Origin of the sequence: Streptomyces sp. NPDC048590 (assembly GCF_043199535.1) — a bacterium.
Lineage (GTDB): Bacteria > Actinomycetota > Actinomycetes > Streptomycetales > Streptomycetaceae > Streptomyces.
The window spans coordinates 232,959-247,824 of record NZ_JBICWC010000001.1 but is presented as its reverse complement, the minus strand read 5'-3'; the positions used below and the strand labels follow the sequence as shown (position 1 = coordinate 247,824).

11 protein-coding genes and 2 tRNA genes are annotated in these 14,866 nt (G+C 70.5%); 2 read left to right on the top strand and 11 right to left on the bottom strand.

Features of this window, described 5'->3' with window-relative positions; genetic code table 11:
* Positions 1-41: 41 nt before the first annotated feature.
* The 5 genes from ACGFNN_RS01080 to ACGFNN_RS01060 form a co-directional block, all read right to left on the bottom strand.
* The gene (locus ACGFNN_RS01080; RefSeq protein WP_393551690.1) at positions 42-2,987 is read right to left on the bottom strand and encodes a CBM35 domain-containing protein; all 2,946 of its coding nucleotides are present in this window, start codon (positions 2,985-2,987) and stop codon (positions 42-44) included.
* Between the two features lie 29 nt (positions 2,988-3,016).
* Entirely contained in the window at positions 3,017-3,904 is an 888-nt protein-coding gene (locus ACGFNN_RS01075; protein WP_393551688.1) for a carbohydrate ABC transporter permease, read from the bottom strand.
* An 11-nt stretch (positions 3,905-3,915) separates the two neighbouring features.
* A complete protein-coding gene (locus tag ACGFNN_RS01070) occupies positions 3,916-4,887 on the bottom strand; it encodes a carbohydrate ABC transporter permease (RefSeq protein WP_393551686.1) in 972 nt (323 codons plus the stop codon).
* A gap of 1 nt (position 4,888) precedes the next feature.
* Positions 4,889-6,265: an extracellular solute-binding protein gene (locus ACGFNN_RS01065; protein ID WP_393551684.1), complete on the bottom strand. Its 1,377-nt coding sequence runs from the start codon at positions 6,263-6,265 to the stop codon at positions 4,889-4,891.
* 157 nt (positions 6,266-6,422) lie between these two features.
* A complete protein-coding gene (locus ACGFNN_RS01060) occupies positions 6,423-7,445 on the bottom strand; it encodes a LacI family DNA-binding transcriptional regulator (protein WP_393551682.1) in 1,023 nt (340 codons plus the stop codon).
* 267 nt (positions 7,446-7,712) lie between these two features.
* On the opposite strand from ACGFNN_RS01060, the gene ACGFNN_RS01055 reads away from it, so the two are divergent.
* Positions 7,713-7,786 (top strand) — tRNA-Lys (locus ACGFNN_RS01055).
* A gap of 72 nt (positions 7,787-7,858) precedes the next feature.
* Here ACGFNN_RS01055 and ACGFNN_RS01050 read toward each other — a convergent pair.
* From ACGFNN_RS01050 to ACGFNN_RS01040, 3 genes are all read right to left on the bottom strand, one after another.
* Positions 7,859-8,449 (bottom strand): lytic polysaccharide monooxygenase, encoded by a 591-nt coding sequence (locus ACGFNN_RS01050; protein ID WP_362547131.1) that lies wholly within the window; start codon positions 8,447-8,449, stop codon positions 7,859-7,861.
* A gap of 164 nt (positions 8,450-8,613) precedes the next feature.
* The gene (locus tag ACGFNN_RS01045; protein ID WP_393551680.1) at positions 8,614-10,719 is read right to left on the bottom strand and encodes an SPFH domain-containing protein; all 2,106 of its coding nucleotides are present in this window, start codon (positions 10,717-10,719) and stop codon (positions 8,614-8,616) included.
* Positions 10,720-10,810: 91 nt separating this feature from the next.
* A complete protein-coding gene (locus ACGFNN_RS01040) occupies positions 10,811-12,097 on the bottom strand; it encodes a peptidoglycan-binding protein (RefSeq protein WP_393551678.1) in 1,287 nt (428 codons plus the stop codon).
* Positions 12,098-12,267: 170 nt separating this feature from the next.
* Here ACGFNN_RS01040 and ACGFNN_RS01035 point away from each other — a divergent pair.
* Positions 12,268-12,341, top strand: a tRNA-Lys gene (locus ACGFNN_RS01035).
* A 292-nt stretch (positions 12,342-12,633) separates the two neighbouring features.
* On the opposite strand, the gene ACGFNN_RS01030 is transcribed toward ACGFNN_RS01035, so the two are convergent.
* From ACGFNN_RS01030 to ACGFNN_RS01020, 3 genes are all read right to left on the bottom strand, one after another.
* Complete coding sequence (locus tag ACGFNN_RS01030) at positions 12,634-13,308, bottom strand: class F sortase (protein WP_393551676.1); 675 nt, start codon at positions 13,306-13,308, stop codon at positions 12,634-12,636.
* A 1-nt stretch (position 13,309) separates the two neighbouring features.
* Positions 13,310-13,870 (bottom strand): hypothetical protein, encoded by a 561-nt coding sequence (locus ACGFNN_RS01025; RefSeq protein WP_393551674.1) that lies wholly within the window; start codon positions 13,868-13,870, stop codon positions 13,310-13,312.
* 66 nt (positions 13,871-13,936) lie between these two features.
* Complete coding sequence (locus ACGFNN_RS01020; RefSeq protein ID WP_393551672.1) at positions 13,937-14,731, bottom strand: HAD-IIA family hydrolase; 795 nt, start codon at positions 14,729-14,731, stop codon at positions 13,937-13,939.
* Between the last annotated feature and the right edge of the window lie 135 nt (positions 14,732-14,866).

Here is a 14,866-nt window from a genome sequence, read left to right as displayed (position 1 = left end):
GCGGGCCCGCAGGTCAGGGGCGGGCCCGCACCGGTTTCGGGCTACCAGCCGGTGTTGCCGGTCCCCCGGGTGACCGTGAAGCCGCCCGCGCTGGAGAGACCGCCCTTGGCTGCTCCGGTGACGGTGACACCGGAGAAGGTTCCGGAGCCCGCGGAGTTGATCTCGATGCCGTACGAACCGGCCTTGTCGATCTTGAGGCCGTTCACGGTGAGGGCGCTGATGTTCTTCTGCCAGGACAGCAGCAGTGCGCTGTAGGTGCTGTCGAGGATCTGGTTGTCCTCGACGAGGACGGGTGCGGTGATGTCGGAGGAGTCGGCGTAGATCCACAGGGCGCCGAGTTCGCTGCCCCAGTTCGGTTCGTAGCCTCCGGTCCGGGTGAGGGTGTTGCGCCGCACGGTGGTCGTCCCGCTGAAGGGGACGGGGGCGAAGCGGCTGCTGATCGCGATGCCGGAGGAACCGGTGACGGTGTCGGAGAGCAGGTTGTCCTCGACCCGGTTGCCGTGGCCGCCGTAGATCCCGACGGTGTTGGCGAGCATGGGCAGCTGGACCGTGTTGAAACGGAACGCGCTGTCGGTGACGGCCTGGGCCTCGGAGAACATCGCGAGTCCGTCGTCACCTGTGTTGCGGACGCTGCTCTGGGAGACCTCGCTTGCCTTCGTGCCCTTGTGGAGGTTGACGCCGTCGGCGAAGGTGTCCCGGATCCGGAGCCCGGAGGCGTACAGGCCGTTCGTCGGGGCGTCGATCCAGAGGCCGACCTTGGTGTGCTGCATCCAGATGCCGGTGAGGGTGGAGTTGTTCCCGAAGTCCCCCTCGATCGCCGCGTCGAAGTTCGCGTCGTCGCGGTAGGAGACGTCCCCCGCGATCATCAGGTCCTGGACGTTGATGGTCCCGCCGCGTCCGAAGAGCCCGCCCTTGCCGTTCTTGCCGCGCAGCACGGTGTGCCACTGTCCGGCACCGCGCAGATCGGCTCCGGTGAGGTTGACGTGACCGGAGATGTCGTAGGTACCGGCGGGCAGCCAGAGCCCCTTGCCCTGCGAGGTGGCGGTGGTGAGGGCGGAATTGAGCGCGTTCGTGTCGTCGCCGGAGTCGTTCGGGGTGACCCCGAGCGTGGTCGCGGAGACGAAACCGGTGGACGGCATGGCCGGCGCGGAGGGCGCGGTCTCGGTCTCGACGAGGTCCAGGGTGTAGGACGCGGCGGTGTCCCCTGAGTCCTTCTGGAACTTCAGCACCGTGCCGGCCGGGAGCGTCCCGGTGAGCAGGGTGCGGGTCTCGTCGAAGAAGTGGTGCCCGGAGCCCTGGGAGGGGTCGTTGCCGTACGGGTATCCGCCGTAGACCCAGCTGTACTTCGAGGTCAGCGGCAGGTCGCGGAACTGGGTGCCGTCGGCGTAGACGCTGAGGGTGGTGTCGATGCCGGTGCCGGCGGCGTTGTCCGGGACGGAGTAGCGCAGGGTCAGTGCGTTGGCGGGCTTGGTCAGGGTGAACTGCACGTATTCGCCGGTGGAGTCGAGGACGACGGCCTTGCGGCCGGACGCCTCGGAGGGGACGGTCAGGTAGGTGCGGTCGGGGCCCGTGGTGGTGGCGTTGGTGCTTCCGCTCTCCGCCTCGTACGTGGTGTACGGGAGCGTGGCTCCCCTGGTGCTGTTGGCCGCCGATCCGGTGACGCCGATGCCGTCGAGCTGGAGCGTGCCGTTGTCTCCCGGGGCGGTCCGCAGGGTGACGTGGTTGAGGGCGGCCCGCAGCGGGACGTCGGTGGCGGCGCTCTTCCAGGCTCCCCCGGTGCCGGGCAGGGTCAGCCGGCGCACGGTGTTCCCGTCGGCGACGAGGGTCACGGTCGAGGCGTTGGCGTCCGGGGTGCGGTAGCGGACGGTCAGCGGGTAGGTGCCCGCCGAGGGGGCGTTCACCTGGAAGACCGCGCGGGCCCCGGTGGCGGTGAAGCCGGAGAGGTAGCCGCCGCCCTCGTAGCCGGTGACGGCGGTGGCCTTGGCCGGACCCCCGGAGACGAAGGCGTCCTCGGCCTGGTGGGTCAGGGTGGTGGGCCCGCCCGGGTCGGTGGGGGTGGTGGGGGTGGCCGGGGTGATGCTGTCGATGTTGACGTTGCCGCTGTCGGCAGTGGTGAACGTCCAGGCGACGGTGTTGGCGCCCTTGGTGTACGTCACGGGCTCCTCGTGCGTCGCCCAGGTGTCCCAGTTCGCGGTGGCCGGCAGGCTGACCTGGCGGACCTTGGAACCGTTGACGTACAGGCTCAGCGTCATCGTCGCCCCGGTGCCGTTCGCGTACCTCAGCGACACCGAACCGGCCCCCGCTTCCGCGGAGCTGACACCGAAGGAGACGGACGCCGAACCCTTGTTGGCGTCGGTGAGGCCCCCGGCGAAGCCGCTCCCGGTGAAGCCCGTGTGCTCGGTGGAGACCGCGGCACCGCCCGACAGCTGCGCCGACTCGGCCTCCAGCGCCCCGGAGGGGGTCGGGGTGACGGACCCGGTGGAGGTGTCGGCGGTGCTGCTGTCGATGTTGACGTTGCCGCTGTCGGCCGTGGTGAAGGTCCAGGCGACGGTGTTGGCGCCCTTGGCGTAGGGCACCGTCTCCCGCCGGGTGGCCCAGGTGTCCCAGTTCGCGGTGGGCGGCAGGCTGACCTGGCGGACCTTGGAACCGTTGACGTACAGGCTCAGCGTCATCGTGGCGCCGGTGCCGTTCGCGTACCTCAGCGACACCGAACCGGTCCCGGCGTCGGCCGAGTCGACCGGGAAGGAGACCGAGGCGGACCCCTTGTTGGCGTCGGTGAAGCCGCCGACGAAGCCGGTGCCGGTGAAGCCCGTGTGGTCGGTGGAGACCGCGGCACCGCCCGTCAGTCGGGCGGACTCGGCCTCCAGGGTGACGGTGGCCGCACGCGCGGTCGCCGTTCCGTACAGGACCGTGCCGAGCAGGGAGAGGAGAACGGGGTAGGTGAGCCGTACGGCGGCCCGGAAGCTCTTTCCTGGTGCAGGAGACACAGCGGTGTGCCCTTCCCTTGGGGTGGAGGTCAGCCCTTGAGGCTGCCTGCGGTGAGACCCGCGATGATGTGGCGCTGGAAGATCAGGAAGAGGACGAGCAGGGGGATGCTCGCCATGACCATCCCGGCGAGCAGCTGGTTGGCCGGCATGAACTCCGAGAGCCGGTTGAGCGCCACGGTGATGGGCTGCTTCGCCTCGTCGGGGAGCACGAGCATGGGCCACAGGAAGTCCTTCCAGACCCCGACGACCGCGAAGATCGAGACGACGGCCAGCACGGGGCGCGACAGCGGCAGGACCACGGAGACCAGGACCCGCAGCGTGCCGGCCCCGTCGATCCGTGCGGAGTCCAGGAGTTCGGCGGGGATCTGGTCGAAGAACCGCTTGAGGATGAAGATGTTGAAGGCGTTGGCAGCGGCGGGCAGCCAGACGGCGAACGGAGTGTTGATCAGGTTGACGTGGAGGAGCGGCACGTCGACCACGGTCAGATAGGTCGGCACCAGCAGCGCCGACACCGGCAGCATCAGGGTCGCCAGCATCATGCCGAGGACGACGTTGCCGAGCAACGGCCGGAGCTTGGACAGGGCGTAGGCGGCGGAGACGTCGATGATCAGCTGGGTCAGCCAGGCACCGAGCGCCAGCACGAGGGTGTTGAGGAAGAACTGGCCGAGGCCGACGTTCGTCCACGCGTCGGCGTAGCTCTCGGGGTGCCAGCTGTCGGGGATCAGGTCGAGTTCCTGGCCCGCGAGCTCCGACGACGACTTCAGTGCTCCGGTCGCCATCCAGTAGAGCGGGAGGACGAAGGCTATGGTGAAGCCGGTCAGGGTGGCGACGAGCACGAAGCGGTGCAGGAACCGGCCGGTGCGCCGGTTCATCTCGGCGGGTGCGATCAGGGTGCGTACGGGGGTTTCGGCGGCCATGGTGGTTCCTCTCAGCCCTTGCTCCGGGTCAGGCGCAGATAGACGACGGAGAAGAGGCCGAGGACCACGAAGAGCAGCGTGCTCAGGGCGCTGGCCAGGCCGAAGTCGTTGTAGACGAAGGCGTAGCGGTAGAGGAGCAGGAGCACGGTGACGGTCGCGTCGTCGGGCCCGCCCCCGGTGAGGACGAACGGCTCGACGAAGACCTGCATGGTGCCGATGACCTGGAGCAGCAGCGTGATCATCAGGATGAACCGCATCTGCGGGATGGTGACGTGCCACAGCCGCTGCCGGATCGAGGCGCCGTCGAGCTCGGCCGCCTCGTAGAGCTCGCCGGGGATGCCGCCGAGCGCCGCCAGGTAGATCAGGGTGGTGGTGCCCATGTTGGCCCAGGTGGAGACGAGGACCAGGGAGACCATGGCGAGGTTCTCCGACTCGAGCCACTGCTGGGCCGGCAGCCGGAACACCTCCAGCACGTGGTTGAAGAGGCCGGGGCCGGGGTCGTAGAACTGCCGCCAGAGCAGCATGGTGACGATCGGCGGGAGCATGACCGGCAGGTAGACGGTCATCCGCAGGTAGGCGCGCCCGTGGCGCAGTTCGTTCAGCACGACGGCGGTGGCGAACGGCGCCGCGAAGCCGAACACGAGGGCGAGCAGCGTGAAGTAGCCGGTGTTCTGCCAGGCGGTGAGGAACAGCGGGTCGTCGAACAGGCGCCGGAAGTTGTCCAGGCCCACCCATCGGGCGGGTTCGGCGAAGGTGACCTGCTGGAAGCCGAGCAGCACTCCGCGGACGATCGGATACCAGGAGAACAGGGCGAAGCAGAGCACTCCGGCCGCGAGGAAGAGGTAGGCGACCAGGTTCTCCCGGACCGCCCGCCGGAGCCGGGGGTTACCGGCTCCGGCCCCCTTCCGTGGTTCCGGCGCGGAGCCGTTCTCCCCGGGGGTCTTCTCCGCGGCCGCGGAGAGCGGCCGTGCGGTCGTCGTCACGTCACTTCACCGAGGCGAGGACGGTGTCGGCCTTCTTGGACGCCTCGGCGAGGAGGGCGTCGATGTCGGCGTCCTCCTTGGTCAGCACGGCCTGCATGACGCCGTCGAGGATCGTGTAGAGCTGCTGGGCGTTGGGCGGCTCGACCTTGGTCTCCACCTGGGCGTTGCGCTCGATGAACGGCTGGTAGTTCCCGACCGGGGTGTTGGCGTACTGCTCGTGGATCTTGTCGATCCTCGCCTGCGCCTCACCCGCGAACAGCCTGGGCTGCGGCAGCCCGATCGGTACGCCCGTCTCCTTGGAGCGCTTGCTGTCGACCGCCTCGCGCTCGGGGCTGCGCAGGTACTTCCACTGGACCCAGGCCAGCCCGGCCTTGATCTTCTCCGGGGACGCCTTCGGGTTGAACATGAAGCCGTCGCCGCCGCCGAGGGTCGCCGTGCCGGGCAGCGCCGCCAGCCCGTACTCGTCGTACTTCCGCTCGAACTGCTTGACGATGGTGGGGATGTTGTCGGGTCCGGCCATGTACATCCCGAGCTTGCCGGAGCCCATCATCTTCTGGACGTCGGCTATCTCCAGGAGCTGCCGGGTGCCCATGCTCCTGTCCGTCCACCGCATGTCGTGCAGGGCCTGGAGTGCCTTGTGTCCCGCCTCGCTGTCGAAGGCGGCCTTCCACCTGCCGTCCTGCCGGGTGGCGACCTCGCCGCCCATGGAGTAGATCCACGAGGTGAGGTGCCAGCCGCCCTGGTTGTTCTTGCTGTAGTCGGCGTAGCCGACGGTGCCGTCGCCGAGCGCGCTGATCTTCTTCGCGGCGGTGCGGACCTCCTCCCAGGTGGTGGGCGGCTGGTCCGGGTCGAGTCCGGCCTTGCTGAACAGGGTGCGGTTGTAGAGCAGACCGAGCGAGTAGTTCCCGGTGGGCAGTCCGTAGGTCTTGCCGTCGGCGTCCTTGAAGACCTTCATCAGTGCCGGGTCGATGTCCTCGAAGTAGGGGACGTCACCGACGTACTCGCTGATGTCGGCGGCCTGGCGGCGCTGGATGAGGCCGGCGGGGTCGGTGAAGTAGACGTAGTAGACGTCCTCCAGCTGGCCCCCGGCGAGCTTGGCCGAGAAGGTCTTGGGGTCCATCTGGCCCTCGCGGGCGTCGATCCGGATCTTCGGGTGGCTCTTCTCGAAGGCCTTCACGTCCTCCAGGAAGTTCTTGCGGTCGACGGCCTGCGTCTTGGCGGGCATGCCGTTCACGCTGATCGTGACCACGCCGTTCTTGTCCACTCCGGAGGACTCGGAACCGGAGCCGCCGCCGCAGGCCGTGAGGGCGAGCGAGAGGGCGACGGCGGTCGCCGAGCCGAGAACCTGACGCCTGCTGATGCCGGGCATGCCAACCATGGCGATGTGCCTTCCTGGAGGTCCGCTGCGGGGCTGTCGGACCCCGAGCACTGAGCTGCGCCGAAGGTAGAAGCTCGTTACGCAAGAAGTCAATGCATCTACGCAAGAAAGTAATCTCGGCGGCTTGTGCAAGAAACACGGACCGTCCTCGCGCCACTCAGGCCGGTGCCGCGGCGGTGGACCCCCTGACGATCAGCTCGGTATCGAACATCATCAGTTCGTTCGCAGTCGCATGGCCGTCGATCTGCGCCACCAGGGAGGCCACGACGGCCGAGGCCATCGCCTGGATCGGCTGCCGGGCAGTGGTCAGCGGCGGGTCGGTGGCCACCATGAACGGGGAATCGTCGAAGCCGACCACCGAGAGGTCCCTCGGCACCGACACTCCTTGCCGACGGGCGCCACGGACCACCCCGAGAGCCAGCGCGTCACTGGCGCAAACGATCCCGGTGACCCCTTCGGCCAGCAGTCGCGGAAGTGCGGTGGCGCCGCCCTCCATGGTGAACAGCGCGTGCGCCACCAGCCGGCGCCAGTCGTCCGGGGCGATTCCCCGGCGCGCGCAGAAGGCGGCGAACCCGGCGAGCTTCCGCGCGGAGGGCACATGGCCGACCGGGCCGAGGACCACCCCGATCCGCTCGTGCCCCAGCGCCTCCAGATGGGTGAGCGCCTGGTCGGCGGAGAGGGAGTCGTCCACCCTGACCTGGGGGACTCCGACGTTCTCGTCGGCGGCGTTGAGCAGCACCATGGGGATCCGGCGTTCTCGCAGCGCACGGCCGTGTTCGGGCCCGGCGTCGGCATAGCTGGCGCCGATGAAGACGATGCCTCCGATGTTCTGCTTCAGCAGCATCTCGATGTAGTGCGCCTCGGAGACACCGTCGGCGGTCCGGGTGCAGAGGACGGGTATGAGACCGCGCTTGTTGAGGAGGCCGCACAGGGCCTCGGCGAAGGCGGAGAAGATCGGGTTCTGCAGGTCGGGCACGACCAGTCCGATCAGCGCGGCCCGCTCGGCCCGGTAGCGGCTCGGCCGCTCGATCCCGCACACGTCCAGGGCGCTCAGCACCGCGTCGCGGGTCGCGCGCGCCACATCGGGGCTGCCGTTGAGGACGCGGCTGACCGTCGCCTCGCTGACACCCGCGTACTCGGCCACCTGGGAGAGTCGTCGTTTCGTCACGGAGCTCACCATACAAAGAGCTACGCAAAAATAGAGATCACTTACGAAAGAAAATGACTTTCTTCTGTGGAGGCGCGAGGAGCCGAACGCCCGCGCGGGCGGGAGGAAGGGGCGACGCGGGTGCCGACCGGGCTGGGGGCGCGGGCAGGCACGAGAACACGGGGGCGGCGGGCCACGGCGACACGGGCACGTACCGGCTGTGGCGAGGGCCACGCCCCGAGAGGGCGGGCGCGTGTCATCGGCACCCCTGAACACCAGGTATTATTTTCGAGTCAGCAGGCGCCGTTAGCTCAGTTGGTTAGAGCAGCTGACTCTTAATCAGCGGGTCCGGGGTTCGAGTCCCTGACGGCGCACAGACACCACAGTGGGCGGTCTCCTTCCAGGGAGACCGCCCACTGTGCGTTGCGCCATGTCAGGCGTTCGCGTCAGAACTTCACGTCGGAGCAGGCGTAGAAGGCGTTCGCCGTGTCCGCGACGTTCCAGACGGCCAGGATGATGTGCTTCCCGGTCTTCTGGGTGGGCATCGAGCCCTGGTGCGTCAGCGTCGCCGGGGGCTGCTGGTTCCCGTACGGCACCGTCATGAAGGGCTGCGACTCCAGTGCGGCCCTGGTGAGCGGCTTGGTGGGGTCCCAGCCGTTCTTGGTGATGTAGTAGCGGAAGTCGCTCGTGGAGTGCCGGGCCGTGAACTGCCAGCGGAAGCTGTAGCCCTGCCCGGCGGTGACCTGGGTGGCGGGCCAGTTGCCGCCGCGCGGGTCGTCGAGCTGCGCGAACTGGCCGTTCCCGCCGGAACAGATCTTGCCGTCCGCCGGTCCTGCCGCCGGGAAGCCCTTGGGGCCCTCGACGCTCTGCGGCTCCCACTGGATGTTGCCGCACCCGGTCACCGTGCCGTTGGCGCACAGCTTCTGCCGGCTGATGGGTGTGTCCGTGTACCCGTGACTGCTGGCGCTGCTGGTCGCGAACATCGAGACACCCGCGATGGCCAGGCCTATGACGGCCGCGCCTGCTCTTTTCCGCATGCTTCGTCGCTCCTCGAGAACGTGGGGGAGGTTCTGGGGATTACGTGGCTCCGCTGCGCGCGTTCCTGCGGTCTAGACCAAGTCCAGATTATTGACAAGCCATGAACATGTCCAGACCAATGTGCGTCCGGTTTCAGCGCGACTCCCCCTGCAACCGGAAGCGCTCAGGCACCCTCTCCCCCGCCGCGGCCCGTGTAGAAGGCGACCGTCAGATCCCTGACCAGCGCCTTGTGTTCGTAGGCGTCGAGCTCCACGAGGCCCCGCGCGGTCAGCCGGCCGACCGTGTCGTCCACGGCGTCGACCACCGAGGTCAGCACGCCGTCGCGGTGCTTCGCGTCGATGGCGGCCACCCGGCACCGCTGCATCGCCGCCGCGACCTCGGGCGCGTACTCGATCCCGGTGGGCTGGGCCGAGTACACCTCGATGCCCACCGGAGCGCAGTCCGCCTGAAGCATCCGGGTCAGCGAGTCCCCCACCGCTTCGGCGTCGCGCAGGGTGCGGGTGTCCTCCTGGAAGGCGTCAGCGGGAAGCTGCGAGAGCACCCGGGCGAGCGCGGCCTCCACCTGGTCGCGCAGGTAGCTCTCGTGATCGGCGACTCCGAGCACCGCCCGCGCGGTGTCCTTCACCCGCCACACGACGAGGACGACGGCGCGCAGGGCCGTACCGCTCGCGTCGACGGCGCGCAGCGGCTCGCTGCGCCAGTGCCGCAGCCGTACGTCGGTGCGGCGGCGCAGCAGGAGGGGGGAGATCCAGAGGAGTCCGGTCCTCCGGACGCTGCCCCGGTAGTCACCGAAGAGGGTCAGCACCGAGGCGTAGCCCGCCCGGCCGCGGCCCAGGCCGCAGAGCGCGAAGAGCACCACGGCCCCCAGCAGCGAGAGCAGCGCCCAGGTCCCGATGCCGAGGCCCTCGTACGTGCGCGTACCGAGACCGACCTTGTCGGTGAGCGCGGTGGGGAGCGCGCCCTGCCACCACAGCGCGGCAAGCCCGGCGGCCGTCCCGGCGGTGGCGGCGAGCATCGCGGCCCAGCCCGGCAGCGCGGGGCCGGGCCGCTCGGTCAGGCGGGGGTCGGCGAGGGGGGCGGGCCGGACGGACCCGCCCGTCTGCGGGGTACGCGCGAGGGGCGGCCGGTGGTTGCCGGGCTGCCGCGCGCCGCTCGCCGTGCCCGGCTTCGCGTCGTCGCGGAAGAGGAGGTGGACGGGGATGGGCGCGGTGGTCTCGGTGGAGATGACGGGCTGCCTGCGTCCCGCCGCCCGCCAGGAGGCGGGGTCCGCGGCGCCGACGGTCATCGTCACGGCGGCCCGGCCGGACTCCTCGCGGGTGCCGGACACGGCGAGGTCCGTCTTCCTCAGGTCAGGTGCCGCTCCCCGCTCCCGGCCCGCGTCCGCCGGCTCCTCGCGGGTGCCGGCAGCCGGCACGGCGAGGGGCAGGATCTCCGTCTCCGGCCCCGGTTCCGGGCCGAGATCCAGGTCCAGGGGGACGGCACTGTCGGCGGGGGCCGCTCGGCCGGCCTCGGCGACCGCGTCCAGAGCCCGGCCGAGATCCGCCGCGATCTCCTCCTCCGCTTCCGTATCAGCGCCGACGTCCACTGCCCCGATCTCCGCCTGACTCGGCGTCACCGGTCGTGCCTCGGCCTCCACCTGCCGCGACTCAACCGCAGGACCCGGATCCGCCGGTCCCAGGTCGACGGCCGCCCCCAGGCCGATCGCCGGCCCCGGATCTGCCGCCGGACCGCTGCCCACCGTCGGCGTCCCATCCACCGCCGGTGCGTCATCCACCGCCGGCCCCGGATCCGTCGCCGGTGTCGGGCCCACCACGGGAAGCCGGTCCAGCGCCCGTGCGCCGTCCACGGAAAGCGGGGCAACCGGCACCGCATCGTCAGCCGGAAGCGGGTCCACCGGCAGCGACTCCTCCGAGGGTGCCTCCACCGCGACGAGGACCTCCCGCCCTCCGGCCGCTTCCGCCTCCACCCGCGCCTGCGCCGTACGCACCTCCGGGACCGTCGGACCCACCGCCGGGCTCGCCGCCGGTGCGCTCACCACCGGCCAGGCGGGCCGCTCGACCACCGGCCACCGCCTCCGCTCCGGCTGCCCCGCCGGCTCCGCTCCCGGCCCCGGCACCCCCGTGACCTGGGACTCGGGAGCCGTCGGCGCCTCTTCCCACTCGTCCCGGACGCCGGGCGGTCCGGGAACCACCACCCGCTGCTCCCGCTCGCCCAGCTCGTCCCACTCGCCCCGTACGTTCTCGGTGGACCGCATTTCCGCCTCCGTCATGTCCGTTCCGTCGCGTTGCGTTGCTTCACACCGTCAAGCCGTCAAGCCGTCAGACCGGTCGCCCGTGGCGCCGTCGCGCGGGCAGGGGCCGTCACGCGAAGAGCCGGCGCCAGGTCTCCGGCCCCGGGTATCCGTCGGCCGCCGCACCGCTCCACCCCTGGGCCCGCTGGAAGGCCTCCACGTTGCGGCGGTCGGCCTCCGTCCAGCGGGGACCGGGACCGGAGGTGTAGTGCGCGCCGTACCCCTTGCGCACCAGCTGCTCCCCGAGCCGCTGGACGTGGCTGCCGGCCTTCCCCGGCTGGAAGTGGCTCCGTCCCGGGTAGGCCACGCTCCCGCCCGGGGAGGTGCCCGTCCCGGTGGCGGGGATCTTGCGCCCGGTGCCCTGGACGAGGAGCTTCCAGGTGTGCGGGCCGGGGATGCCGTCGGCCTGCTTGCCCGTCCAGCCCTGTGCGAGCTGGAAGGCCTGGGTCGCCCGTCTGTCGGCGTCTCCCCAGCGGGGACCGGCGCCCTGGACGTAGAAACGGCCGCCGCCCTGGGCGATGAGCATCTTCCCCAGCCTGGTCACATGCGCGTTGTTCGCGCCGGCACCGAACTTCGCGGCCCCCGGGAAGGCGGTGGCCGAGCCGCTGTCGCTCGACCCGCTGACGATGCCCTTGTAGCGGTAGGCCACGTACTTGGAGGAGTTGCTCCAGTACGCCATCGGCGTCGTCGCCTTGCGGGCCTTCGGGTCGGTCAGCTCGTAGGCGAGGTAGTGGGTGTGCGTGCCGTCGGCCCACCCGCCGAAGATCGTGACGTGCGACCCCACGGCCGGGTCGGCCGGATTGTGGAAGAGGAGGATGTCGCCGGGCTGAAGATCCGCTCTGGCGATCTTCGTGCCGAAGCCGGCGAGGCTGCCGGTCCACTCGTTCGTACCGAGGTTCCAGGCCATCGACACATAGCCGGAGCAGTCCTGCCGGTAGCCGTCCGACCAGTACGCCGTCATGTCGTACGGGACCTTCGCGGTGACCCACTTCTTGGCCCGGTCGATGATCGCGGTGCGGGTCGTCGTGCGCTGGGCCGTGCCCGGAGCGGGCGCCCCCGGAGCCCCGTCGTTGTTCAGCGGACCCACGGAACCCTGCGGGCTGCCCGGCTGGGGGTCGGCGATCGTGCGGGTGGGCGGGCCGTCCCGGTCGGCCTCGTGCGGAGCGGCCTGACCTGCCCCACAGGAGAGGACCACGCCGGTGGCGGTGGCGAGCACCAGTGCGCGGCGCGCACCGTGTGCGGCCGGGTGCCCGCCGTGGCGCGCGGGCAGGGTGGCCGCCGTGCGGCGCTGCTGGGCACAGCCCCTGCAGCCGCAGTCGGCTTCGGGTTCGTACTCCTCGAAGACCGGCACAGTCATGCGCGACCCCTCTTCCTCTCGGCAGTCGTCGGGATCCCTTACATCTCACCTTTTCGGCATATCTCATGTTGAGGTACTAAAGGGAAAAAACGACCATCCGACAGGCCGGGGCGGAGAGGAATTGGTCAGGAGCACCCCCGCGCATCGGGTAATGTTCTCCAGGTCAGCAGGCGCCGTTAGCTCAGTTGGTTAGAGCAGCTGACTCTTAATCAGCGGGTCCGGGGTTCGAGTCCCTGACGGCGCACGCAACGAAGAGGCCCCCTCACTCAGTGAGGGGGCCTCTTCGCTTTCGCCCGCTTTCGCCTCGGGACACGGATCCCGGGCGCCGTCCGCACCTGTCGGATCAGGACAGCCTGCCGGAAATCCACTGGGCCGTGCCCGGCGCCCGTCCTACAGTGGCCCGGTCTCCCGCGCCGTACCTGGGCAGCCTCCCGCGCCCGGACGGCGCGGTCGAGGACCGGCCCGGCCGGCAGCTCCGAGGGGGAGCGGACACCGGCCGGGCCAGGTCGGTCTTCGGCGCCTCCACGGAGGCGTCCTCAGACGCGGCTCTTCGCGCCGTCGATCTCGGCGGTCAGATAGGCGGACACCACGACGTTGGCCGTGTACGCGTGGGACGCACGGTCGTAGGTGCCACCGCAGGTGATCAGGCGGAGCTCGGCCCGCCCGTCGTGACGCTGCCCGTAGGCCTTCTGCGCGTCGAAGCGTTCCCGGGTGAAGACCTGGACGTCGTCGATGGTGAATTCGGCGATCTTCCCGTCCGCGCGGCTCACCCGGACCTTCTCGCCGGGCCTGGCGGCGCTGAGCCCGTAGAAGACCGCGGGCTCGCTCTCGGTGTCGACGTGGCCGACGAAGAGCGCGGCGCCCTCGGCGCCCGGCTCCGTGCCGTCGGCGTACCAGCCGACGGCTTTCGGTGTCGCGAACGGCGGGGGCTCGATGGCCCCTTCCGCGTCCAGACCGCGCCGGACGACGGTTGCCTCGATCCCGATGGAGGGGATCTCGACGCGCTGCGGGGCGGCCCCGTCGAGCGGTTCGTGGGCCGGTGGCAGCGGCACGCCCAGGGGGCGTCCGACCGCGGCGACGTCACCGGTCGTGGGGGCCGAGTTCCCCGCGGTGGCCGCGCGGCCCCAGAGCCACAGTCCCAGCAGGAGCACGGCCCAGGTGACGCCGGTCAGCAGGCGCCCCGTACCGGCGGGGCGGTCCGCGGCGCTCATCTCAGTGCCGCGCCGGACGGCGGCGGCGTGCGGTACGGAAGCCGACGGCCACGGCGGCGACCGCGCCGAGCCCGAGGCCGATCACGGTGTGCGGGGTGCCGGGGCCTTCGTCCGCGGCACCCTCGGCGAGCACCGCCGTGCCTCCGCCGCCGGCCCGGACTGGGGCGACGGGCGAGGGGCGGCTGTGGTGGACCACGGTGAACCTGCCGGTGGCCTTGCCGTGGCCGTCCTTGCAGGTCACCCAGACTTCGTACTCGTCGGGCGCGGTGTCGTCGCTGATCCGGGCCACGGCGACGAGCTCCTTGCCGCCGTCGTACTCGAAGCGAGCCTCCGTGTCGAACGCCTCGGAGTTGCCCCGGGCCGACCTGCCCTTGCCGCAGGCATCGGTCCGGAGCTCCACCTCCTTGCCGGGGGAGACGCGGGACGGGCTGACCGAGACTGTTCCCGAACGCTTCTCGTCCCTGGAGTCATCGGCCTTCGAATCGGCCAGGGCGGCGGACGTGGGAAGGGCTATCGTCCCGGCCGCTATGGCGGCACAGAACGTGAGGGGCAGTGAACGCATCGTAAACCTCCTGAAGGAAGGTTCACGCGCCGGGCGGCACCCCGCATCCGCTGTAGCCCGGTCGGGTTACTTCGCCGGCAGGTCCACCAGGTCGACGAGGTCCGCGATGGAGTCGACGACGGTCGACGGCCGGAAGGGGTAGCGGTCCATGTCGGCCTCGGCGGTGAGACCGGTGAGGACGAGGAAGGTCTGCATCCCCGCTTCGAGGCCGGCGAGCACATCGGTGTCCATCCGGTCGCCGATCATGGCGGAGGTCTCCGAGTGGGCGCCGATGGCGTTGAGGCCGGTGCGCATCATCAGCGGGTTGGGCTTGCCCGCGAAGTACGGCGACTTGCCCGTGGCCTTGGTGATCAGCGCCGCCACCGAACCGGTCGCGGGCAGCGGGCCCTCGGCGGAGGGGCCGGTCTCGTCCGGGTTGGTGCAGATGAAGCGGGCACCGCCGTTGATCAGCCGGATCGCCTTGGTCAGCGCCTCGAAACTGTAGGTCCTGGTCTCGCCGAGGACGACGTAGTCCGGCTCGTGGTCGGTGAGGACGTAGCCGATGTCGTGCAGCGCGGTGGTGAGTCCGGCCTCGCCGATGACGTACGCGGTGCCGCGCGGGCGCTGGTCGTCCAGGAACTGGGCGGTGGCCAGGGCCGAGGTCCAGATGTTCTCCACGGGCACGTCCAGACCCATGCGCTTGAGGCGCGCGTGCAGGTCGCGGGCGGTGTAGATGGAGTTGTTGGTGAGGACCAGGAAGGGCAGACCGGAGTCCCGCAGCCGCTTGATGAAGGCGTCGGCGCCGGGGATGGGCGTGCCCTCGTGGATGAGGACGCCGTCCATGTCGGTCAGCCAGGATTCGATCGGCTTGCGGTCTGCCATGTGACGGGCTCCTGCCGTACGCGCTGTGCACCGGGGTGCTGGACGCCGGCGGCACCGCGCTGTGCAGCGCCGACGCCCCGATCTTAGGCCGCGGGCTCCTCCCGGCGGAACCTGCTGATCAGGAGGATCCTCCGG

Coding starts and splice junctions, on each gene's coding strand:
- ACGFNN_RS01025 (WP_393551674.1), bottom strand. CDS start 13,870: ATGCGTTCACTGCCCCTCACGTTCTGTGCCGCCATAGCGGCCGGGACG.
- ACGFNN_RS01060 (WP_393551682.1), bottom strand. CDS start 7,445: ATGGTGAGCTCCGTGACGAAACGACGACTCTCCCAGGTGGCCGAGTAC.
- ACGFNN_RS01065 (WP_393551684.1), bottom strand. CDS start 6,265: ATGGTTGGCATGCCCGGCATCAGCAGGCGTCAGGTTCTCGGCTCGGCG.
- ACGFNN_RS01050 (WP_362547131.1), bottom strand. CDS start 8,449: ATGCGGAAAAGAGCAGGCGCGGCCGTCATAGGCCTGGCCATCGCGGGT.
- ACGFNN_RS01040 (WP_393551678.1), bottom strand. CDS start 12,097: ATGACTGTGCCGGTCTTCGAGGAGTACGAACCCGAAGCCGACTGCGGC.
- ACGFNN_RS01045 (WP_393551680.1), bottom strand. CDS start 10,719: ATGACGGAGGCGGAAATGCGGTCCACCGAGAACGTACGGGGCGAGTGG.
- ACGFNN_RS01030 (WP_393551676.1), bottom strand. CDS start 13,308: ATGAGCGCCGCGGACCGCCCCGCCGGTACGGGGCGCCTGCTGACCGGC.
- ACGFNN_RS01020 (WP_393551672.1), bottom strand. CDS start 14,731: ATGGCAGACCGCAAGCCGATCGAATCCTGGCTGACCGACATGGACGGC.
- ACGFNN_RS01075 (WP_393551688.1), bottom strand. CDS start 3,904: ATGGCCGCCGAAACCCCCGTACGCACCCTGATCGCACCCGCCGAGATG.